Source organism: Klebsiella oxytoca NBRC 105695, from assembly GCF_001598695.1.
GTDB classification, from domain to species: domain Bacteria; phylum Pseudomonadota; class Gammaproteobacteria; order Enterobacterales; family Enterobacteriaceae; genus Klebsiella; species Klebsiella oxytoca.
In genome coordinates, this window is the sequence record NZ_BCZK01000003.1 from 339,389 (window position 1) to 362,217 (window position 22,829).

The 22,829-nt window shown below is 54.3% G+C and carries 20 protein-coding genes and 1 riboswitch; of the genes, 5 read left to right on the top strand and 15 right to left on the bottom strand.

Annotation, left to right across the window (positions count from 1 at the left end; genetic code table 11):
- Positions 1 to 171 precede the first annotated feature (171 nt).
- Both prlC and rsmJ read left to right on the top strand, forming a co-directional pair.
- Positions 172 to 2,214 (top strand): oligopeptidase A, encoded by a 2,043-nt coding sequence (prlC, locus tag KO1_RS07400; RefSeq protein WP_004106656.1) that lies wholly within the window; start codon positions 172 to 174, stop codon positions 2,212 to 2,214.
- 7 nt (positions 2,215 to 2,221) lie between these two features.
- Positions 2,222 to 2,986, top strand: coding sequence for a 16S rRNA (guanine(1516)-N(2))-methyltransferase RsmJ (gene rsmJ / locus KO1_RS07405; protein WP_004106654.1), 765 nt, complete (start codon positions 2,222 to 2,224; stop codon positions 2,984 to 2,986).
- A gap of 138 nt (positions 2,987 to 3,124) precedes the next feature.
- Here the strand turns inward: rsmJ and dtpB are convergent, their stop codons facing one another.
- Positions 3,125 to 4,591, bottom strand: a complete 1,467-nt coding sequence (dtpB, locus tag KO1_RS07410) for a dipeptide/tripeptide permease DtpB (protein ID WP_024274793.1) — start codon at positions 4,589 to 4,591, stop codon at positions 3,125 to 3,127.
- A 261-nt stretch (positions 4,592 to 4,852) separates the two neighbouring features.
- Entirely contained in the window at positions 4,853 to 5,290 is a 438-nt protein-coding gene (gene uspA, locus KO1_RS07415; RefSeq protein WP_004106650.1) for a universal stress protein UspA, read from the bottom strand.
- Between the two features lie 380 nt (positions 5,291 to 5,670).
- Between uspA and uspB the strand changes: the two genes are divergently transcribed.
- Entirely contained in the window at positions 5,671 to 6,006 is a 336-nt protein-coding gene (uspB, locus tag KO1_RS07420) for a universal stress protein UspB (RefSeq protein WP_004106649.1), read from the top strand.
- A 67-nt stretch (positions 6,007 to 6,073) separates the two neighbouring features.
- Here the strand turns inward: uspB and pitA are convergent, their stop codons facing one another.
- A complete protein-coding gene (gene pitA, locus KO1_RS07425; protein WP_004106648.1) occupies positions 6,074 to 7,570 on the bottom strand; it encodes an inorganic phosphate transporter PitA in 1,497 nt (498 codons plus the stop codon).
- A 229-nt stretch (positions 7,571 to 7,799) separates the two neighbouring features.
- Here pitA and KO1_RS07430 point away from each other — a divergent pair, with 229 nt between their 5' ends.
- Positions 7,800 to 8,996 carry a BaiN/RdsA family NAD(P)/FAD-dependent oxidoreductase gene (locus KO1_RS07430; protein WP_024274792.1) on the top strand — a complete coding sequence of 399 codons (1,197 nt, stop codon included), beginning with the start codon at positions 7,800 to 7,802 and terminating at the stop codon, positions 8,994 to 8,996.
- A 34-nt stretch (positions 8,997 to 9,030) separates the two neighbouring features.
- Here KO1_RS07430 and KO1_RS07435 read toward each other — a convergent pair whose 3' ends face one another.
- From KO1_RS07435 to KO1_RS07455, 5 genes are all read right to left on the bottom strand, one after another.
- Complete coding sequence (locus KO1_RS07435) at positions 9,031 to 10,914, bottom strand: sigma-54-dependent Fis family transcriptional regulator (protein ID WP_047720537.1); 1,884 nt, start codon at positions 10,912 to 10,914, stop codon at positions 9,031 to 9,033.
- 140 nt (positions 10,915 to 11,054) lie between these two features.
- The gene (locus KO1_RS07440) at positions 11,055 to 12,218 is read right to left on the bottom strand and encodes a metallo-dependent hydrolase (protein WP_004116160.1); all 1,164 of its coding nucleotides are present in this window, start codon (positions 12,216 to 12,218) and stop codon (positions 11,055 to 11,057) included.
- A 12-nt stretch (positions 12,219 to 12,230) separates the two neighbouring features.
- A complete protein-coding gene (locus KO1_RS07445) occupies positions 12,231 to 13,625 on the bottom strand; it encodes a DASS family sodium-coupled anion symporter (RefSeq protein ID WP_024274790.1) in 1,395 nt (464 codons plus the stop codon).
- Between the two features lie 66 nt (positions 13,626 to 13,691).
- Positions 13,692 to 14,390 (bottom strand): RraA family protein, encoded by a 699-nt coding sequence (locus KO1_RS07450; protein WP_004106638.1) that lies wholly within the window; start codon positions 14,388 to 14,390, stop codon positions 13,692 to 13,694.
- Between the two features lie 10 nt (positions 14,391 to 14,400).
- The gene (locus tag KO1_RS07455; RefSeq protein WP_004106636.1) at positions 14,401 to 15,354 is read right to left on the bottom strand and encodes a hydroxyacid dehydrogenase; all 954 of its coding nucleotides are present in this window, start codon (positions 15,352 to 15,354) and stop codon (positions 14,401 to 14,403) included.
- A gap of 333 nt (positions 15,355 to 15,687) precedes the next feature.
- Here KO1_RS07455 and KO1_RS26940 point away from each other — a divergent pair, with 333 nt between their 5' ends.
- Entirely contained in the window at positions 15,688 to 16,020 is a 333-nt protein-coding gene (locus tag KO1_RS26940) for a LysR family transcriptional regulator (protein WP_071786756.1), read from the top strand.
- Here KO1_RS26940 and KO1_RS07460 read toward each other — a convergent pair.
- The 7 genes from KO1_RS07460 to nikA form a co-directional block, all read right to left on the bottom strand.
- Positions 15,986 to 16,999, bottom strand: a complete 1,014-nt coding sequence (locus KO1_RS07460) for a magnesium transporter (RefSeq protein WP_017145286.1) — start codon at positions 16,997 to 16,999, stop codon at positions 15,986 to 15,988. The genes KO1_RS26940 and KO1_RS07460 overlap by 35 nt on opposite strands.
- 56 nt (positions 17,000 to 17,055) lie before the next feature.
- A riboswitch (M-box (ykoK) riboswitch) is annotated at positions 17,056 to 17,239 on the bottom strand.
- A 165-nt stretch (positions 17,240 to 17,404) separates the two neighbouring features.
- Positions 17,405 to 17,821 (bottom strand): nickel-responsive transcriptional regulator NikR, encoded by a 417-nt coding sequence (gene nikR, locus KO1_RS07465; RefSeq protein ID WP_004106628.1) that lies wholly within the window; start codon positions 17,819 to 17,821, stop codon positions 17,405 to 17,407.
- 5 nt (positions 17,822 to 17,826) lie between these two features.
- On the bottom strand, positions 17,827 to 18,597 hold the full coding sequence (gene nikE / locus KO1_RS07470) for a nickel import ATP-binding protein NikE (RefSeq protein ID WP_004116149.1): 771 nt from the start codon (positions 18,595 to 18,597) through the stop codon (positions 17,827 to 17,829).
- The gene (gene nikD, locus KO1_RS07475; RefSeq protein ID WP_047720539.1) at positions 18,597 to 19,358 is read right to left on the bottom strand and encodes a nickel import ATP-binding protein NikD; all 762 of its coding nucleotides are present in this window, start codon (positions 19,356 to 19,358) and stop codon (positions 18,597 to 18,599) included. The genes nikE and nikD overlap by 1 nt, the downstream gene beginning before the upstream one ends.
- Positions 19,358 to 20,191 (bottom strand): nickel ABC transporter permease subunit NikC, encoded by an 834-nt coding sequence (gene nikC, locus KO1_RS07480; protein ID WP_016807567.1) that lies wholly within the window; start codon positions 20,189 to 20,191, stop codon positions 19,358 to 19,360. Before nikC ends, nikD begins: the two co-directional genes overlap by 1 nt.
- Complete coding sequence (gene nikB / locus KO1_RS07485) at positions 20,188 to 21,132, bottom strand: nickel ABC transporter permease subunit NikB (RefSeq protein WP_016807568.1); 945 nt, start codon at positions 21,130 to 21,132, stop codon at positions 20,188 to 20,190. The genes nikC and nikB overlap by 4 nt, the downstream gene beginning before the upstream one ends.
- The gene (gene nikA, locus KO1_RS07490; RefSeq protein ID WP_047720540.1) at positions 21,132 to 22,700 is read right to left on the bottom strand and encodes a nickel ABC transporter substrate-binding protein; all 1,569 of its coding nucleotides are present in this window, start codon (positions 22,698 to 22,700) and stop codon (positions 21,132 to 21,134) included. Before nikA ends, nikB begins: the two co-directional genes overlap by 1 nt.
- Positions 22,701 to 22,829 lie beyond the last annotated feature (129 nt).

Genomic DNA, 22,829 nt, shown 5'->3' on the forward strand with positions numbered 1-22,829 from the left:
CGAACCCGGCTTTTTTTATGCGCAATGGCTACCACGGCCAGACTTATCGCAGTAATACCCGCCTGCGCGCGGCGCCTGACATTGAAATTCAGCAAACTATCCCCCATTCTAGATCTCATGCTATAGCGCCGGACGCGCGCTTCATTCACCCAATTCAACAGGACTGCGCATATGACCAATCCATTACTGACGCCTTTTTCGCTCCCGCCCTTTTCTGCAATCAAACCCGAGCACGTGGTCCCCGCGGTCACCAAAGCGCTGGATGATTGCCGGGCGGCGGTCGAACGCGCGGTGGCGCAAGGGGCGCCGTATACCTGGGAAAACCTTTGCCAGCCGCTGGCGGAAGTGGACGACGTGCTGGGGCGTATTTTTTCCCCGGTCAGCCACCTGAACTCGGTTAAAAACAGCCCTGAGCTGCGTGAAGCCTACGAACAAACTCTGCCGCTGCTCTCCGAATACAGCACCTGGGTTGGGCAACATGAAGGTCTGTACAAAGCGTACCGCGACCTGCGCGATGGCGACCATTACGCCACCCTGAATACCGCGCAGAAAAAAGCGGTGGATAACGCGCTACGTGATTTTGAACTCTCCGGTATTGGCCTGGCCAAAGAGCAGCAGAAACGCTACGGCGAAATCGCCGCACGCCTGTCTGAACTGGGCAATCAGTACAGTAACAACGTCCTCGATGCCACCATGGGCTGGACGAAGCTGATCGCCGATGAATCCGAGCTCTCCGGGATGCCGGAAAGCGCGCTTGCTGCGGCGAAAGCTCAGGCTGAAGCCAAAGAGCAGGAAGGGTATCTGTTGACCCTGGATATCCCGAGCTATCTGCCGGTAATGACCTACTGCGATAACCAGGCGCTGCGTGAAGAGCTGTATCGCGCCTATTCCACCCGCGCTTCTGACCAGGGGCCGAATGCCGGTAAGTGGGATAACAGTCCGGTAATGGCGGAAATCCTCGCCCTGCGCCACGAGCTGGCTCAGCTGTTGGGCTTCGACAGCTATGCCGATAAGTCGCTGGCGACCAAAATGGCGGAGAATCCGCAGCAGGTGCTCGACTTTCTGAGCGACCTGGCTAAACGCGCCCGTCCGCAGGGTGAGAAAGAACTGGCTCAGCTGCGCGCCTTCGCCAAAGCCGAATTCGGCGTGGATGAACTGCAGCCGTGGGATATCGCTTACTACAGCGAAAAACAGAAGCAACATCTTTACAGCATCAGCGATGAACAGCTGCGCCCGTACTTTCCGGAAAACAAAGCGGTTAACGGCCTGTTTGAAGTCGTTAAGCGTATTTACGGCATTACTGCGAAAGAGCGTACTGACGTCGACGTCTGGCATCCGGAAGTGCGCTTCTTTGAACTGTACGACGAAAATAACGAGCTGCGCGGCAGCTTCTACCTCGACCTTTACGCTCGCGAACATAAACGCGGCGGGGCGTGGATGGATGATTGCGTTGGCCAGATGCGCAAGCTTGACGGCACGCTACAAAAGCCGGTTGCCTATCTGACCTGTAACTTTAACCGTCCCGTCAGCGGCAAACCGGCGCTGTTTACCCACGATGAAGTGATCACGCTGTTCCACGAGTTTGGCCACGGTCTGCACCATATGCTGACCCGCATCGATACCGCCGGCGTTTCCGGTATCAGCGGGGTACCGTGGGATGCAGTCGAACTGCCGAGCCAGTTTATGGAAAACTGGTGCTGGGAGCCGGAAGCGCTGGCGTTTATCTCCGGCCACTACGAAACCGGCGAGCCGCTGCCGCAGGAGCTGCTGGAGAAAATGCTGGCCGCGAAGAACTATCAGGCGGCGATGTTTATTCTGCGTCAGCTGGAGTTCGGCCTGTTCGACTTCCGCCTGCATGCGGAATTTAGCCCGCAGCAGGGGGCGAAAATCCTCGAAACGCTGGCGGAAATCAAGCAGCAGGTCGCGTTGATTCCCGGGCCGTCCTGGGGCCGCTTCCCGCATGCCTTTAGCCACATTTTTGCCGGTGGATACGCGGCGGGCTACTACAGCTACCTGTGGGCCGATGTGCTGGCGGCGGATGCTTTCTCGCGCTTCGAAGAGGAGGGGATCTTCAATCGCGAAACCGGCCAGTCGTTCCTCGACAACATTCTTAGCCGCGGCGGTTCGGAAGAGCCAATGGTCCTGTTCAAACGCTTCCGCGGTCGCGAGCCGCAGTTGGACGCGATGCTTGAGCATTACGGTATTAAGAGTTAATGCTGTTGTGAAAATTTGTTTAATTGATGAAACGGGCGCCGGAGACGGCGCCTTATCTGTTCTTGTCGACCGCTGGGGGCTGGAGCAGGACGATGACAACCCGATGGCGCTGGTGATGACGCCGGAGCATCTTGAGCTGCGTAAGCGCGATGAACCGAAGCTCGGCGGCATTTTCGTGGATTTTGTCGGCGGGGCGATGGCTCACCGGCGCAGGTTCGGCGGCGGCCGCGGCGAGGCGGTGGCGAAAGCGGTGGGAATCAAAGGCGACTATCTGCCGGATGTCGTCGATGCGACCGCCGGTCTGGGGCGGGATGCCTTTGTGCTGGCGTCAGTCGGCTGTCGTGTACGGATGCTGGAGCGTAATCCGGTGGTTGCCGCGCTGCTCGACGATGGCCTGGCGCGTGGCTACGCCGACGCTGAAATCGGCTCGTGGTTGCAGGAGCGCCTGCTGCTGATTCACGCCTCCAGCCTGACGGCGCTGACCGATATTACCCCGCGTCCGCAGGTGGTCTATCTCGACCCGATGTTTCCGCATAAGCAAAAAAGCGCGCTGGTGAAGAAAGAGATGCGGGTATTTCAGTCGCTGGTGGGGCCGGATTTAGACGCCGACGGTCTGCTGGCGCCGGCGCGTCAGCTGGCGACCAGGCGGGTGGTGGTTAAGCGCCCGGACTACGCGCCGCCGCTGGCGAATGTTGCGACCCCTAACGCGGTGGTGACCAAAGGCCATCGCTTTGATATCTATGCCGGAACGGCGGTTGAGCCGCAGGGGTAAACAAGCTGCATCAGGGCTATTTCCCCGGGGGCGGCGCGATGCGCCTTGCCCGGGCTACAGGTTCTTGCGATCTGGGGGTTCTGTAGCCCGGATAAGGCGTTAGCCGCAATCCGGGAAACCTCGTCGACCGCACCGTTTTTACGCGCTCTTTGTATTAATCATCCTGTTCAACCACGGCACCATGATCGCCATGACCACCGTGACGCCCAGGGTCACCAGGCCAATTTTACTGAATACGTTGGTGTATATCGGCAGCGTTTGTAGCGGGTCGGTAATGTTGTCCGGTACGGCGGTGAAGGTTGCGACGTAGCCGCCCAGCAGAAACGCGGCGGCCTGCGTCAGGAACCACATCCCCAGAATAAAGCCCATCAGATGCTGCGGTACCAGTGCGGCAACCATCGCCAGCCCCAGGGCGCTAATCAGCAGTTCTCCCAGGCTCTGAAACAGATAGACCAGCACGATAAACCACGGCGAGGTCAATCCCTGGGCATCGGCAAACCACATTCCCGCCGCTGCGGCAGTTAAAAAGCCCAGCGCGCACAGGAACATGCCGAGGGTGAACTTCATCGGCATGCTCAGGTCTTTGCCTTTATTGCCCAAACGTGTGTAGATCGCGGCGAGGATCGGGCTGGCCACCACCACCCAGAACGGATTTAGCGCCTGAAAGCTCACTGGGTTAATCGCGAAACCGAGTATTTCATGGTGGACGTTGTTGATGGCAAAGAAGTTGAGTGAGGTCGGCATCTGCGCGTACAGAATATAAAACAGCACCGCTTCCAGCATCAGGATAAAGGCGACGAACATTTTATTGCGCCCGGTTTTATCCAGCCTGAAGGCTTCGCGGAAGAAGAAAATCGTCACCACCACTGAGAGGATAATTAGCACCAGATTGGCGATTTTTACATTATGCATCAGCCAGGCGCAGATAAAAATCATCACCACCGTTCCTGCCAGCACGTACAGTAAATTGCGCAGACTCAACGGCTTGTGGTCCGGCTCAGAGCCGATATCTTTCACCATACCCCGACAGGCGAAGTAAACCAGCAGGGCGACAATCAGGCCGGCGCCGCACAGGTTGTAGGTCACCGCGTAGCCGAATTTATCGGCAATCACCGGCGCCAGCGACAGCGACAGCAGCGAACCGATGTTAATCGACATATAGAACAGCGTGAAGGCGCCGTCGAGGCGGGCATCTTTTGGCGGATAGCACTTGGAGAGCAGGCTCGCCGGGTTGGCTTTAAATAGCCCGTTTCCCACCGCAATGGTTCCCAGCGCGATAAAAATGAGATTGGGTTTGAGCAGCGACAGGCCGGTCATAAAGTAGCCCGCGGCGAGGACAATCGCGCCCAGCACCAGCGTACGTTTGGTGCCGAGCAGATGATCGCCGACATAGCCGCCGATGGAGATCAGGCCATATACCAGCGCCGCAAACGCGCCAAAGGTTATAAACGCCTGTTCCTGCGAGAAGCCGAGCTGTTTAACAAAGAAAACGGCCAGAATGCCCTGAACGCCGTAATAGCCAAATCGTTCCCATAGTTCCACAAAGAAGATCATGAAGAATGGGCGAGGTTGCTGCAGCAAGCCTGTGGGTGCGGTGGAGTTCATATTGCTTCGCCTTTTAGTCCTGTCCGAAAAAGTATGCACGCGTATGCCAAAACGCGCTTAAAAACCTTAATTTTGCGCAATGATATGATGGTTATACGCTTTGGCGAATGATTATATGGATAAATGGCGATTTTGTTGGTTGATCAATCTGGCAATTTGCGGATTTTATGGATTTATATTCTTTCTTTTCGGCGGGGAGTGAGAAATAAAAACGCCCGCATGGGCGGGCGTTGGTCATCAGCGAAATGAAATAACGTCCTGTTATTCCTCTTCTTCGTCGCGCAGCGGGACAATCAGCATATCGACGTGAACGGTGTTGATGAGCTGACGCGCGGAGGACATCAGCTTGCTCCAGAAGTCCTGATGGTGACCGCAAACCACGAGGTCCATATCATATTTTTTAATCGCATCGACCAGCACCTGGCCGAGATCGCCGCTACCGCTCAGGGTCTCAGTGATCGGATAGCCCGCATTCGTAGAGAGTTCGCTTAACGCGTGGTGAGTCTCTTCGGAGATGCGTTTCTGCATATCGCCCAGGTTAACATCAATAAGGCCGGTGTAGAGATCGGAGTAATTCACATCTACGTGGATCAGGGAAACTTTTGCATTGTAGGGACGGGCCATAGAAACGGCTTTTTCTACCAGTACTTTGCTTTCCGGGGACAGGTCTACTGCAATAAGAATATGTTTGTAAGCCATAGTGTTACTCCTTCCATAAGTTGTCGATGACCGTTGGACCTGACAGCCAGCGCTGCCGCTTCGCCCGCGTCCTGCGTGCCACATTCGCGGGGGGTAGTCCTTAAGGACCTAATTGTAGAAGATATTTCTACCTTATAGCGCCCCTCGCGATCCGTCAATCTACCTTGTTCAGCAAATAGTTAAACAAATATATCCGACTTATGCATTGATAATGATTAACGTTGTGGTAAAAAAATTAACTGATCTCCTACACTATTTAATGAGCCGGTCGGATAAATAAACGTGATCGGAATCGCACTCTTTCACAGTACAGTCGGTTTGATATTGGGGAGCGGTAGTCCCGGAGGGAGCCTCCGAGGACGGGTCGCCGGGGAGGAGGTATGATCAGCACTGTTGCGCTGTTTTGGGCCCTGTGTATCGTATGTGTAGTGAATATGGCACGCTACTTCTCGTCGCTGCGTGCATTGCTTGTTGTGCTACGTGGTTGTGACCCTTTGCTCTATCAATATGTCGACGGCGGCGGTTTTTTTACGTCGCATGGACAGCCCAGCAAACAGATGCGCCTGGTGTGGTATATCTACGCTCAGCGCTACCGCGATCATCACGACGATGAGTTCATCCGCCGCTGCGAGCGGGTTCGTCGGCAGTTTATCCTTACCAGCGCCCTCTGCGGCCTGGTGATGGTGAGCATGATTGCCCTGGCTATCTGGCACTAGTGACACTGCGGGTAAAAAAAACGGGCCAGTTTCCTGACCCGTTTATCTGTCTTATTACCGAGACGGCTTAGATAATCTGCAGCGAGAGCCAGTATAGCGCGCCGGAGAGCAGAATCGCCGCGGGCAGGGTGAGTACCCATGCCATCAGAATACTGGTGACGGTCTTCTTCTGCAGACCTCCGCCATCGACGAGCATTGTCCCCGCAACCGAGGAGGAGAGCACGTGGGTGGTGGAAACCGGCATACCGGTATAGCTCGCCAGACCAATCGATACGGCTGCGGTCATCTGAGCTGACATACCCTGTGCGTAGGTCATCCCTTTCTTACCGATTTTCTCGCCAATGGTGGTCGCCACGCGACGCCAGCCGATCATGGTGCCGATACCCAGCGCCAGCGCAACCGCCATAATAATCCAGATTGGCGCGTATTCGATGGTGCTCAGCATATCGGTTTTCAGCTTTTTAAGCAGACGCTTATCGTCGGCACTGACTTCCGGCAGCTTCGCCACTTTATCGGTGGTATCGGAGATGCAGAGCATAATGCGGCGCAGATGGCTGCGTTGCTCAACGGAGAGCGTGTCGTAGCTTTCGGTTCCGGTCAGCATCGTCTTCACGCGGTCAAGCGCGTTGATGGTGTTTGCCGGGTGGCAGTGGAATTCGCCATTTGCGGCTGCCCCCGCGTCCGGAGACGGGATGAGCTGCTCAGCGCCGGTCGCTTTCTTCAACAGCTCAGGACGCTGCTGGAAGAAGGTTTCCACGTTGTTGACCGCATCGCGGGTACGGGTGATTTCGTAGCCGGAAGCGTTCATATTGACCACGAAGCCAGCCGGAGCTACGCCGATCAGAACCAGCATGACCAGGCCAATGCCTTTCTGACCATCGTTCGCGCCGTGGGAGAACGCAACGCCAATGGCGGAGAGAATCAGCGCAATACGCGTCCAGAACGGCGGCTTTTTCTTGCCGTCTTTCTTTTCACGCTCGGCTGGGGTCAGGTGGATACGGGCGCGTTTTTTGGTTCCGCTCCAGTAACGACGCAGGATGAAAATCAGGCCGCCCGCCACGACCAGGCCAACGATTGGCGAGATGATAAGCGAGCCAAAAATACCCATGACTTTCGGGATGTTCAGCGCGTCCACCACCGACGTACCGGTCATCAGCGCATTGGTTAAACCAATACCGATGATCGCGCCGATCAGGGTGTGCGAGCTGGAGGCCGGAAGGCCGAAGTACCAGGTGCCGAGGTTCCAGATAATTGCCGCCAGCAGCATGGAAAAGACCATGGCGAGGCCATGTGCTGAACCCATGTTAAGCAACAGGTCGGTCGGCAACATATGCACGATGGCATAGGCTACGCTGAGACCGCCCAACAGAACGCCGAAGAAGTTAAAAAGAGCCGCCATCGCCACAGCAAGCTGCGACCGCATTGCGCGTGTGTAGATCACAGTTGCAACAGCGTTTGCGGTATCATGAAAACCATTGATCGCTTCGTAAAAAAGCACGAAAGCCAGAGCAAGCAATAACAGTAGCCCGGTATGTAAATCCAGACCGGCAAATAAATGTAGCATAGGACGTTACGCCATTTTGAGGACATGAACGCGGCGCATTATCAGTGACTTTAGCGGCGCGGGCAAAGTGAAATATAGACTTTTTTTGATTTTCTTCCTGTTTAAGTTTTACCTTGTTGGGAGTATTCCTATATCTTTCAATGAGGTACGTAAATCTGTTTTTTTCATGCTGGTGCGACCAGAGTGAAAAATTTACAATTCCCGACAATCGGGATATGAGGAATGTTGTGTGGAAAGGTTTGATGCCATCGTAATCGGCGCCGGAGCGGCGGGAATGTTTTGTGCGGCGCAGGCAGGGCAGGCAGGCTGCCGGGTGCTGCTGCTCGATAATGGCAAAAAGCCCGGGCGCAAGATCCTGATGTCAGGCGGCGGACGCTGCAACTTTACTAACATGTATATCGAACCCGCGGCATATCTCAGCCAAAACCCGCATTTTTGCAAATCCGCGCTGGCGCGCTACACCCAGTGGGACTTTATCGATCTGGTTAGCAAACACGGTATTGCCTGGCATGAGAAAACCCTGGGCCAGCTTTTCTGCGATGATTCCGCCGAGCAAATCGTCAACATGCTGCTGGCGGAGTGTGAAAAGGGCGGCGTACAAATTCGCCTGCGTAGCGAAATTATCAGCGTTGAGCGGGATGATGAGGGCTACATGCTGCAGCTTAACGGCGAGACGGTGGCGGCGAACAGGCTGGTGGTGGCCTCCGGCGGGTTATCCATGCCCGGTCTGGGCGCTTCGCCGTTCGGCTACAAGCTTGCCGAGCAGTTTGGCCTGAAGGTACTGCCGACCCGCGCGGGCCTGGTGCCGTTTACCTTGCATAAGCCGCTGCTTGAGCAGCTGCAGGTGCTTTCCGGCGTCTCGGTGCCGTCAACCATCACGGCGGAAAACGGGACCGTCTTCCGGGAAAATCTGCTCTTTACCCACCGCGGGCTGTCCGGGCCGGCGGTACTGCAAATTTCCAGCTACTGGCAGCCGGGAGAATTCGTCAGCATCAATCTGCTGCCGGAGTGCCATCTTGATGATTTCCTCAACGAACAGCGCGCGGCGCATCCTAATCAGAGCCTGAAAAACACGCTTGCGATGCAGCTGCCGAAACGGTTGGTTGAGTGCCTGCAGCAGCTGGGCCAACTCCCGGATATCACGCTGAAACAGCTTAACGTCCGCGAGCAGCAGGCGCTGGTTGAGACGCTGACCGCATGGCGCGTCCAGCCGAATGGCACCGAAGGCTATCGTACGGCGGAAGTGACCCTCGGCGGCGTAGATACTAACGAACTCTCTTCGCGCACCATGGAGGCCCGTAAGGTGCCCGGGCTCTACTTTATCGGCGAAGTGATGGACGTTACCGGCTGGCTGGGAGGTTATAACTTCCAGTGGGCATGGGCGTCAGCCTGGGCATGCGCGCAGGCTTTAGCGGAACAGAAATAATCGCCTGCTCTGTATCAGCGGAGCAGGCTTCGACTTATCCGCTGATATTATGCTGCTTTAATTTGCGCCACAGGGTGGTGGGGCTAATACCCAGCATGACCGATGCTCTGGTTCTGTCTCCGTCGGTTTTTTCTATTACGCTGGTAATCAGTTGTTTCTCTTGTTTCTTTAATAGATCGGTTTCATCGGATGAGACGCTCACAGCCGGGGAGTGAGCGAGTTGCTGATGGTCATCGGGTGTAATTTGACTAACCTGGAGTAAAATCTCCTTGTTCACCCTGTCTATATCGAGCAGCACAATGAGTCGGTAGATCACCGCCTGGAGTTCGCGAATATTGCCGGGCCAGCGATAGCTATGTAAAAAATCCACCGCGTCGGGGGTAAAGGTAATTTGCTTACCCTGCTGATGAAGCAAGTGCTGAATTAACAGCATAATATCGCCCGGTCGTTGGCGTAAGGCCGGTAGCGTCAACTCAAGGATATTGATTCTGTAGTACAGATCCTGCCGGAATTCACCGTTGGCGACGAGCTGGCGCAGATCCTTATTGCTGGCGGTGATCAGGCGAAAATCGGCGGTAATAAGCGTATCGCCGCCGAGACGAGAAAACTGCTTTTCCTGCAATACGCGCAGCAGCTTAACCTGTACCGATAGCGGCGCTTCGCTGATTTCATCGATAAACACCGTACCGTTCATCGCCATTTCAAACACCCCAGGTTTGCCGCCCTTCCGCGCGCTGGTAAAGGCGCCGTCGGCATAGCCAAAGAGTTCACTTTCCAGAATGCTCTCGGGGATGGCCGCGCAGTTAATCGCGATAAAAGGACTATGGCCTCTGGCGCTATAGTGGTGAATACTTTGGGCGAAAAGTTCTTTGCCCGTGCCGGTATCACCTAAAATATGAATCGGCAGTTCGTGGCGGGCGCACAGTTTGGCTTTTTTTATAACATCGAGGATGGCCGGCGACTGGCCAATAATATCGTCGAAAGACCAGGTTGTGGAAAAACCGCGCAGCTTACTTTTTTTGTTGACGCTGTTTTGCCAAAGCGTGCTCTCCTGGCTTAGCCCCGTAATAACGGCATAAGATATTTTTCGGTTAGAAAAGTGGCGCACGGAAATATGAATCGTTACGCCGTTGATGTCTATAGCCTGCTCTTTGATGTCTAATTCATTAATAATACTGGCGTAGATCTCTTTAAACGCTTCTTTTTTGAATATTTTATCTCCGGCTTGACATTGGAATAATGCCACGCCGGTAGCGTTGATATTGATAATTTCACCAAGCTGATCGATGCATATAATACCTTCACGCGCCTGATTCAATGCTGAGTGGCTCATGATCAGTTTGCTGTTTTCACGATTAATGTATTTCAATAAACTGTGAGCTTCATTGATGGCCTGCTCAATGGAAATGTTATCAGTATCCCCCATAATAGCATTGAGGTGATATTTTTGAGCCATTTCAGCAACGGTCAGTCCGCCGATTACGGTATGGTAATTATTCTCCGAAAGATTTTTTATAACATTTTCAATATCGTGATGATTATAAACCTGACAAATTTTAAAATCTTCATTGGTCATGTTCTGGTAATGGCGTAAGGCGCTGCAAAACTGCGGGAAACCAACGGCGGCGATTTTTTGCGACTTACTATTCGCTTCTTGTAAGATGCGATAAACGCCATGAAAATCATGGGCTATTTCAATGACGGGGATAGTAATATTGCTACGCAGGAGTGCGGCGGTACCGCCTCGGCTAATAATTATCTTAGTGCCGGATTGAATCATCTCATGGGCTTTGTCGAGAACTTCTGAATAACGAAATTCATACACGGGGATGTCGAGTTTCCTTTCAATAAGGACATTCATGATTCGTTGGGTTATTGTCCTGGAAACTGAAAAGATAACAATTTCATTATTATTCATGCATTATTCTCGCAGACAGCAGGGTAGGCAAGCCTTAGTATATGATGAGCGCGAGGAGAATCAATGAGTGAAGTCATATTATACGCGATTCAGAATAAAAGCCTTACGCCGAGGTAGACGTAAGGCTTAATAATTAGCGATTAGAAGCGCAGGCGGCGGTAGACAATTTGACCATTACACAGGGTAGCGCAGTTATCAATGTAACGGTCGCCTTCAATTTTAACGCCCTGAGTATCTTCAAAAACAATCTTCTCTTTTTGCAGTTTAACAATCGAAATATCAGCAAACGCGCCGGGCGCCAGGGTACCAATTTGTCCCTGCATCTTCATCAGGCGGGCCGGCGTAGCGGTTACCGCGCGAACAATATCGAAGAAGGACATTCCCATGTTGAGATATTTCGACATGACGTGGAGCAGACTGTAGACCTTATCCGTCCGTAAGCTATTTCTTAAAGTGAGATCGGTACTAATGATATCAGGATAGAATCCCTGCGCCATGGCGGTTCTGGCAACGTGAAAATCAAAGTGGGCCACGCCGTTTGAACAGTCGAAGATAACGCCCCGGGACTGGGCCTCTTTTATCGCCGCATAGACCTCGTCCTGTTCATTGAGAATCGAGTGGCCGGTGCCGTGGAAACAGTGCGCGTAAATATCATCGGCATTAAAATAGCGGATCAGTTCATCGGCGCAGAGAAGAGAGTCCGTGACGTGAACGCAAATCGTGGTATCCAGTTTACGCGCCAGGGAGACGGTAGAGAGAAGAGGGTCGCTGGCGTACTGTTTCCCTTTAGCGATATCCTGGCTGTAGCGTAGTTTCAGGCCGAGAATATTGTCTCTGTTGCCATTCAGCGTTTGCGCTATCTTCTCCTCGTTGTAATTTGCCGGGTTGGTATTTTCCAGATAACCGGTCGGCCCGCCTCCGAGGGTAGAAAGTCCGACGTTGACCACGTTCAGATAGCTTTTGATTTTCACCATGGCAGGATGAATCACGCTATTGCGAAAAAGCTGATAATTTACCCAGCCGCTGCTGCCGGCATCGACCATACTGGTGACCCCATTTGGCAAGCATACGATATCAGGGTTAACACTGATGGCGGTCCCGCCATGAAAAACATGGCCATGGAAGTCGATTAAGCCAGGCAGTACGATACAACCTGCGGCATCAATAACCGTTTCGGCCTGTAAATCATCAACGGCATTTAAGTCAACGATACGATCGCCGATGATGCCAATATTGCGATTAATATAATCGCGGCTATCAAGATCGGCGACCAGACCGTTTTTAATCAGAATATCCAGTTTCATATTATGCTCCTGTTAAATGCCGATAAACTTCCAGTAGGGAATACCGATCAGGAAGAAGATTAATACGTTGACCACCACCATGATGGTGCCCAGCATCCAGAATGTTTTTTGCGGCACGTAGCCGCTGGAGAACGTAAATACGCCAGCGCCGTTGCCATAGTGCGTCAGCAATGCGCCATAGCCTGCGGAGAAGGCCAGAGAAAGCGCCACGTACATAGGATGCGCCTGAGTCGTCATTCCCAGGGTAAAAAGTACCGGGTAGAATGAGACCACGAACGCGCTATTAGAGACAAAGAAATAGCGGACAGCAAGGCTGATAAAGACCAGGACGGCAATCGCGCTGATTTCATTCAGGTGCGACAGGTCAAGATAGTTTTTGATAACGTCGACCAGGAAGACATAGAACCCGCCTTTTGATAGCGCAACCGCGCATCCATAAAACGCGCCGTACCAGACGAAGGTCTGCCAGGCCGATTTTTCGCTCACCACGTCGTTCCAGCTCAGGACGCCGAAAAGCAGCAGGCAGGCGAGGAAAGCCAGGCCGACGGGAATAAAGGCGATGCCGGTAATGGAGCCCGTCATCCAGCCGAGTACGCCCAGAATAAAGAATACGATCAACAGCTTCTCTTCGCGCTTTACCGGACCCAGTTCACGCAGGCCTTTTTCAGCAATTTCGTTGACGTTATCAATAACTTTGAGTTCCGGGGCGTAGATTTTATACAGAATCCATGGCGCGAGCAGCAGCACCAGTCCGGCGGGCACAATGGCGGCTTTAAACCAGGTCATCCATTCGAGATTCACTTTCATGATCTCGTTAGCCAGCGAGACGGTAATTGAGTTGGTCGCCATCCCCGTCAGAAACAGGCTGGAGGTTCCCATTGAGACGACGTACATCAGGATGGTCAGATAGGCGCCGATTTTCCGGCTACCGTCGTCGGGCTTCGAGCCCAGCGCTTCGGCGATGTTCCTGAAGATGGGATAGGTGATGCCTCCGGAACGGGACATATTTGAACCTGTTGCCGGGGCCAGTACGGTATCCGTCACCATCATCAGATAGCCCAGGGTGAGGGTATTTTTACCGTAGCGTTTTAGCAGCAGATAGGCGATACGTTTACCCAGACCGGTAATGACAAACGCTTTGCAAATAATAAAGGCGCTGATGATAAACCAGACCATCGGGCTACCAAAACCCGCAAACAGAGGAGCAGGGTCGAGAACCAGAGAGGCAAACCCGAGAATAATCAGCATAATGACCGCATCGGTAAACGGACGTAAAACCAGTCCGCACAGCATCGCCAGATAGATGCCAACCATATGCCAGGTCGGCGAGGCGACGCCTTCCGGGTGCGGTATTATCCAAAATAAAACGGGAAAAAAGATAATGGGCAAGAGTTTTAAATAAAGCATTTTTATTACCTTTGCTTTAAAGCCACGGCCCGTCAGGGCACCGCGGCCTGATATTATTTAATCAAATTAACGATACATGTCGTCGATAAACTCAACGCCTGTCTCATCCAGTGATTTTTTGACCCAAAGGCGATTCGCGGTGCCGTTTTTCGCGGCCTCTACTTTGCTTGCATCGAATTTTGCATAATCTTTGGCTTTATTCAGTACGGCTTCTGCGTCGCCGAGGGGGATAACAATGACGCCATCCGCATCGCCGACGATCAGGTCGCCCGGACAAACCGCGACGCCGCCAACGGCGATCGGCGTGTTCACCTCGCCGGGACCTTGTTTAAACGGGCCTGCGGGGTTGGAGCCGGTGGCGAACAGTGGAAAATCGAGAACCGACAGCGCATCGATGTCACGGATTGGCCCGTCCAGCACGATACCGGCGACTTTCTTCATGCAGTGGGCGTAGGCCACCATGATCTCGCCCATCAGCGCTCGCGAACGGTCGCCTTCGTTGGAGACCACAATCACATCGTTCTCACCCGCCATATCCAGCGCGGCGTGCAGCATCAGGTTATCGCCCGCACGAACTTTTACGGTGATGGCGAAGCCCGCCATAATCGGTTTTTTCGGCGAAGAAATACGTTTAATCCCGTTACCCAGTACGGCAATACGATTCATGGTGTCAGCAATATTCGCCGCCGGGAGCTGTTCAAATTCTTTCAGAAGATCGACGCTGCAGGCCGGACGTTTTAAAAAAATACGGTTACCAATAGTCATGTTTTTCTCCTTAAAAACCCGGCACCGGCCAGGATGGTTTCTTACCGGATAAGACTTCATCAATGCCAATCGCGGAATGGAGCGAGGCTCTGTCGGTCGCTTCGATAGTGGCGGCGCCAATGTGCGGGGCAATCACGATATTGCTTAGCGAGAAAATCGGATCGTTGGCATCAAACGGCTCTTTCTTTAAGACGTCCACGCCCGCTCCGGCGATAGCGTGGGTGCTCAAGGCGTGATACAGCGCTTTTTCATCAACCAGCTTTCCGCGTGCGGTATTAATGAAGTAGGCGGTGGGCTTCATCATGGAAAACTGTTTCTCACCGACAAAATCGGTGGTTTCCGCGGTCGTCGGGCAGTGCAGAGAAACGAAGTCGCTCTCTTTGAAAATACGGTCAAAATCGTCGGTGAGTTCTACGCCTTCGGGGATCTGCTGCTGGGTTTTATACGGATCGTAGGCGATAACTTTCATATTAAAGCCATGCAGCGCTTTGATTGCCACGCGTGAACCGATATTTCCCACGCCAATCAGGCCCAGCGTTTTACCATCCAGCTCCACTTTTGGCGTACGCAGTTTTGCCCAGTAATAATCTTCAAGCATCTTTTCCTGTACCAGCTTGAAATTACGCGAGCAGTGCAGCATATAAAATATGGCCAGTTCGGCAACGGACATGCTGTTAGCAATTGGCGCATTTAATACGACTACGCCGTGACGTTTCGCTGACTCCAGATCGACCGTATCGTAACCGGCACCGTGTCGTGCAACGACTTTCAGCTTTTTAGCCGCCTCAAATACGCGATCGGACATTTTTGAAAGGCGTACGATAATACCGTCGCAGTCCCCGATGTCGCGAATGATATCTTCTTCTTCCATCCCTGATCCGTTAATCAGCTGATAACCGCGACTTTCCAGGTATTCTCTCCCTTCAGCCATGATTTCCTGCGGGAGTAAAATTTTGTACGTCATTTAACTATCTCCAGTGTTGATTACGTGGAGGTAATTGCATGGCGTGTGCCATAAATTAATTCAGCAAGCGCGTTTTCTTTAATTATTTGATAAGTATGAATATTTTGTTTTTTGGTTGGCTGGCTTATAGTGATGTCGTTCACATCCGCAGACGCCGCCGCGAGACTGGATATTTAATAATGAAATGGCTGAAATGCATAATTAAATGCGCTAGCGGTCAGCTTCACACTTTATTTTATTTGTAGGGGCGGAGGGGCCGTTTGTACCGATTGACATTGCGTACTGGACAACTTAAAACGTAAGCCAAAGGTTTAATCGGGAGAAATTTCGGCAATGAATAAATCACAGGTGGAGATATTCATGCTTATGGTTCGGGAGGGGAGTATTCACTTTGCATCGCAGCGGCTGAGTATTGCCCCTTCGCTAATAACAACCAGCATATGTGCGCTTGAAAATGAACTGGGTTTTAACCTGATTACGCGTGGCAGGAATATCAGAAAAGTTATTTTAACGGAGAAAGGGCACGCTTTTTATCGACTTGCACCAGATTTACTGAGATTGCTTAATGCGATTGCTGATATTCGTGGGGGAATAAAACAGCCCGGCAAGACGTGCCCGCCGGGTGCAATAATCAATTCAGGCCAAGAAAATACTGGGCGATTTTAAAATAGATAATTAATCCGGTACCGTCGATGAGGGTGGCGATAAACGGCGCTGACACCACCGCCGGGTCGATGCCGACGCGCTTAAGCGTCAGGGGGATCACCGACGACACCACCGCGCTCCACAGGGTGATGCATACCAGCGTCAGACTGACAATCAGGGTGATCTCCATGCCGATGCCCATCATCCAGGCGCGCAGGCAGCCCGCCAGGCCGAGCGTGATGGCGATCAGCAGCGAGGTTGAGACCTCTTTGCGGATCACGCGTCCCATATCGCGCAGTCGCACTTCCCCGAGCGCCATCGAACGTACTAGCGTAGAGGTTATCTGCGTTCCGCTGTTGCCGCCGGTACCAATCAGCAGTGGTATGAAAAAGGCCAGCGCGATAGCCGATTCCAGCGCCTCTTCAAAATGCTGTAACACGCTGCTGGTGTAGGCTTCGGCGACAAAGAGCAGCAGCAGCCATACCGAACGTTTTTTCCACAGCGCCCACGGGCTGGTTTCCAGATAGGGCTTTTCCAGCGGCAGCGTCGCCCCCTGGCGCTGAGCATCCTCGGTCACGTCATCTTCCAGCAGATGAGCGATCTCTTTTTCCATCAGGCAGCCGACCAGCTTACCCTTTTCGACCACCGGCACCAGATCGAGCCCGCGCTCGCCGAGTTCGGCGACCACCTGCGGGCGCGGGTCGTCGGGCCTGACGCGAAACAGACAGCTATCCATTAAATAACGGATGGATTGCGCGGTATCGCTCTCCTGCAGCAGCTTTTTAATCGATAAACTGCCGCGCAGTTTTTTTCCGGCGACGACAAAAACCTGGCCGGGGATCTCATCGCTGGCCAGCTGAGAAACGAACAGTTCTCGCGCCTCATGAACGCTGAGATGCTCCGGCAGGGTAATAAAATCGGTACGCATGTACTGGGCAATTGCGTCGCCGTCGAAAGTCGAAGTCGCCTGGTGTGCGGCGCACAGTTGAATGGAAGACATGGTGTAATTCCCTATAAAAAATCACTCATAGGGGCGAACAAGACAGGATGAGCACAGGCAGATCCCTACGTCCTGGTTTTAGCACTGCACAACGTATCTGTCCGACATGAACGCCGTCAGAAGTTACCTTGGCAACACCTTGATTCGATGGAAGCCTGTATTTCCCTGAGTGGTCTCTCTCGATACCAACAGGGCGGTAACTTATGTTTATGCAGGAGCCTCGCCATAACGAGATCGTTAAATGAGACGTGATTATTAGCGAAGTGAAATAATTAACCAAACGTATAATTCATGTCGTTTATTAATGGTTGAGAAAAACCGCTGCGAGGCGCATGGGCTAACGAGCCAGCATGATAGCGTTAGCCCCACTCGCGAGTTAAAAAGCCGTTTATCGCCGCGCACAGTTTATGAGTGGGGGGATTCCTTCTCCGTCGGCAGGCACTGCAAATGGCCGTGGCGCACGCCGCGCTGGGCGATAACGTCATCGGCAAAATGCTGAACGTCGCCCATATCCCCCTTCAGCACGGCAATTTCCAGACAATCGTCGTGATTAATATGCACATGCAGAGTGGCGACGGAGAGATCGTGGTGGTGATGTTGGGTGGAGACTAAACGGCTGGCGAGATCGCGTTTCTCATGTTCATAGACGTAAGAGAGCACCGCGAAGCCCTGGGTACCGTGCTCCTGAGCGGCCTCCTGGGCCAGCGCGCCGCGCAGAATATCGCGGATCGCTTCGGAACGGTTGTTGTAGCCACGGCGCTGGCTCAGGCTATCCAGCGTATCGAGTAAATCGTCATCGAGAGTAATGGTAATTCGTTGCATCTGGCTTAAACCTTATTTCGGCGCACGGGAAAGGCGGGAAGTACCGCATTTTGTAACACGCGACCGGCGTCAGAGGAAAAAGTTAATGCCTCGCCCACGGTTTGTATCTCCACGATTTTCCCCTCATCCATCACCATCACCCGCTGGCAAAAGCGCTCAACCAGGCGTAAATCGTGGGTGATAAAAAGACAGGCGGTGCCGAACTGCTGCTGGAGCTTTTTGAGCAGACGAATAACGCTCGCCTGGATCACGAGGTCGAGGTTAGAAACCGCCTCATCCAGGATCAGCAGCTTTGGTTCTACCGTCAGCGCCCGCGCCAGGCAGATGCGCTGTAGCTGCCCGCCGCTCAGCTGCGGGGGGCGCTTATTCAGCACGCTATCGTCAAGATCCACCGCCCTGAGCATTTCGCTGGCCCGGGCCAGCTGCTCCGCTTTCGTCAACGATAGCAGGTGACGCATAGGCTCGCGCAGAATCTCGCGTACGGTTTTACGCGGATTGACCGCGCTGATGGCGTCCTGAAACACCATCTGAATATCCCGACGGAACGCCTTTTGTTTAGCGCGATTGAGCCTGGAGAGCGGCTCTCCCCGCCAGCAGATGCGACCCTGCGTTGGGGATTCCAGGCCGACGAGCAGGCGCGCCAGCGTGCTTTTGCCGCAGCCGCTACGCCCCAGCAGGGCCACGGTTTCACCGCTTTTCAGCGCTAAAGAGACCTCTGTTAGCACCTTTAAGTCCGGGTAGTGATGGGTAATTGTCGAGGCGGTCAGTAATGTCATCAGCTTAGCTCCAGACCATAAAGGGCGAGATGCGCCGCCACCAGCCCGCGGGTGATGTCGTGTCGCGGGGCGCGAAACAGAGATTCCACATCGCCCTGTTCCACAATGCTGCCGCTATCCATTACCGCGACATCGTCCGCCAGCCTGGCCACCACCCCCATATCATGCGTCACCAGCAGCATGCCGGGGCCGCGGTTTTGCATAATACTTACCAGCAGATCGAGAATGCGTGCCTGGACCACCGTGTCCAGATCGGTGGTGGGTTCGTCGGCAACGATAAAGGGCGCATCGCACAGCAACGCCATAGCAATCATCATTCGCTGCAGCATGCCGCCGCTCATCTCAAACGGGTATAGCTTGAGCACGCGCGGCGCGTTCTCCAGCCCGACGGCTTCCAGCGCCGCAATAAGCGTGGCGTCGTCTGAGGCTTTATCCAGGGCCCGGCAGGTTTCCCGGGCGTGATCGGCCATTGTTCGCAGCGGATTAAAAGCGCTGCGCGGATTCTGCATAATGGTGGCGATTTTGCTGCCGCGTAGCGCACAGGGAGAAACCGGCTGGCCGTCGGCAAGGATTATCCCGGCCGTCTGGCGTACGCCGGGAGGCAAAATGCCCAGCGCCGCGGCGCAGGTCAGGGATTTGCCGCTGCCGCTGCCGCCAACCAGCGCCAGCACGCGCCCGCGTTTGATCGTCAATGAAACGCCGTGCACCAGCGGACGCTCGGCCCGTAAGGCGATGTTTTGCAGTTCAATTTGTTGCGGCATCAGTGGGTATGCTCCGTAACCAGATGAGGGTCCAGACGATCGCGCAGCGCGTCACCCACCATGTTAAAGGCCATCACGGTGATAAACAGCGCCAGCCCCGGCCAGAACATTTGCAGCGGCTGGGTCCAGATATATTGGCGCGCGTCGTTAATCATCACCCCCCATTCGGCGGTGGGCGCGGTGACGCCGAGGCCAAGGAACGACATCCCGGCGACGTGCAGCATCATGTGACCAATATCCAGCGTCGCCAGTACCAGCAGAGACGGAATCACGGCGCCGGCCAGATGGTCGATAAACACCCGAACATGGCCCGCGCCGGAAAGCCGGGAAGCGAGCACAAATTCGCGCTGGCGCAGGGAGAGGGTCAGGCTGCGCACCATCCGTGCGTACCACGCCCAGTGCGACAGGGCGATGGCGATAATCACATTGGTCAGCCCGGTTCCCAGCACGCCGACCATAAAGAAAGAGAGGATCGAGGTCGGGAAAGTCATAAACATATCCGCGATGCGCATGGTGACCTGATCGACGCGACCGCCGATAAGCCCCGCGCTGCCGCCGACGATCAATCCCAGCGCCAGCACCAGCAGCAGGCAGGCCATCACCGAGCCAAGCGATACGCGTGTTGCCGCCAGCAGGCGCGAGAAGATATCGCGCCCCAGATGATCGGTGCCCAGCCAGTGTTGACTATCAGGGGTCAACAGGCGCGAAGGAAGATCAATCGCCTGCGGATCGTACGGCAACCACCACTGGCTGGTGAGCGCAATTACCGCCAGCAGGGCGATGATGATGAAAGAGAGGCGGACAGACCAGCGCGAAGAGAGGAAAACGTTCACGAGTGCGCTCCTTCATGGCGACGAATGCGCGGATCCAGCGCGGCATTCAACAGATCAACCATCAGGTTACAAACCACAAAAACAATCACCATCATCAGCGTAAAGCACTGAATCACCGGATAGTCGCGGTTAAATATCGCCGAAACGGCATAACGCCCCACGCCGGGCCAGGCAAAGATATTCTCGATAATCATCGTGCCGCCAATCAGCTCGCCGATATGCATTCCTACGGCGGTGATCATCGGCAGCGAAGCGTTACGCAAAATATGACGACGTTCGGTTTGTTTCTCGTTCAGACCGCGCAGTCTGGCCCAGGTCACATGGCGCTGCCCGGCGACCTCCAGCATACTGGCGCGCAGCAGACGAGCGTTGATCGCCAGCGACATAAAGGCAATCGACACCGCCGGTAGAATGATGTGCTGCCAGCCGCCATAGCCCATCGCAGGCAACCATTGCAGGTAAACTGAAAAGAACATCACCAGCAGAAAGGCAAGCCAGAAGTTGGGCATCGACACGCCAAGAAAGGCGATAACCCGCACAATAAAATCCGGCAGGCGGTCACGATGCCGCGCCGCCCAAATACCGAGCGGTACGGAGGTGAGGAGAATCAACACCAGCGCAGCCCCCGCCAGCTGTAGCGTGGCGGGCAGGAAGTTCAGCATGTCATCCAGCACCGGACGCTGAGTGGCGAACGAGATGCCGAAATCCAGATGCAGCGCCTGCCACAGCCAGCTGCCGTACTGGACGATAAGCGGCTGATCCAGTCCCAGCATCACGCGGGTCGAGGCGACCATCTCTGGCGTTGGCGGCAGGTTCGACAGACGCAAATAGTCGAGCGCCGGGTCGCCGGTGCCCAGGCGCAGCATGAGGAAGATAATCACCGAGGCGGCGAAGATCATCGGGATCAGCAGCGAGATCCGCCGTAGCGCGTAACGTAGCATCAGGGTTTCACCGGTTTAATTTGTTCAAACGGAATTTCAGACGCAATCGGCGCGTAAGGAATAGCACCCAGCTCCGGTCTGGCGACCACCATCGTCGAGACATAGCTGATAGGCAGATACACCGCGTCATTGTGCAGACGGGTCAAAATGTCGCGGTACAACGCCTGACGGTGGGGTTCGTCGGTGGTTTCCAGCACCTCGCTAATCTCTTTATCGATCAGCGGCTTGTCGGCTAAACCCTGCTGCGCCTGAAAATCGGCGTGCGACGGCACGCGCATCGAACTCATAAAGGCGTGCGGATCGTACGGCGCCCCCCAGGTGCGGTTGAAAATCATGCCGAAGCGACCATCGCGCTGGCGGGCATAAATACTGCTCTCTTCCTCGCCGACCAGCGCCACGTCCACGCCAATCTGCCGCATATCGGCCTGAATGATTTCCGCCATCGACTTGCTCAGGGCGTCAGTGCCAATGAACGACAGTTCAACGCGCAGCGGCTGGCCGTTTTTCTCGCGAATCTCTTTTCCCGCAGGCAGTAGCCAGCCCGCTTTTTCCAGCAACGCTTTCGCCCGCTGCGGATCGTACCGGCGCGGCGTCAGGCCTATGTCGGCATAAGGCACGGTGGGGGCGAACAGCGTATCCGCAACCTGCTGCGTGCCGTACAGAGCGTTATCAATCAGCGATTTTTTATTCACCGCGTAGTTCAGCGCTTCACGCACCAACAGCTCACTAGTGGGCGCTTTGGCGGAATTTAGCGCCAGCATCACCGTCTCTATTGGCCGGGAAAGCTGGGTACGGTACGCCGGGTTCTGACTAAAGCGCGCGAAGGTGTCGAGCGGCAGCAGCCCTTCGTTGCCGTAGAGCAGGTCGATATCTCCGGTTTCAAAAGCTACAGCGCGGGTCGTCGGGTCCGGGATCACCTTGACGGTAATCTTTTCAATCTGCGGCTTTTCGCCCCAGTAGCGATCGTTACGCACCAGCACGTCGTACTGATTGAGTTTTGATGCCTTCAGTACCCAAGGGCCGGTGCCAATCGGCGCTTTAATGCCGTGCAGGGTCTCATTGTCTTTAAACTGCGACGGGGCGATAAAGCGGAAAGGGCGCGGCAGGGCCAGCTCTTGCAGGAACGGGTAATACGCGCTTTTCAGGGTGATTTGCAGTTGGTTTTGGCTGAGCGCTTTGACATCGACAATCTGATTGACCAGCTCCAGCCAGGCGTGGCGCTGGCGGTTATCGAGCACCACGCGGAAGTTCTCCGCGGCGGCATGGGCGTCAAACGCTTCGCCGTTGGAAAATGTCACATCATCGCGCAGGGTGAAGGTCCAGACTTTGCCGTCCGCCGAGTGGGTCCAGCTTTTGGCCAGCCAGGGTTTTACTGAGCCATCCGCCTGATACTTTACCAGCGGTTCATAGACCATGCTCTGGGCGAACATCTGGTTGGGCGTGTAGAGGTGAGGATTAAGCGGCCCCACGTTGACCGGCCATGCGGTGGTGAGTTCATTGGGCGCGGCGCAGGCCAGCAACGGAGCGCAGGCGAATAGCGCCAGCAGGGTGGTGCGGATGATAGACAAAGCATTTTCTCAGCGACAGGAAAGTATGACGATTTTAATAATTCATCATACTTTCGACGTAAGCTGGATCAATATAGGGGCTGAAAGTATAAGAAAATGGTATGTCTCTTTCGGCTGTATGCGATTGTG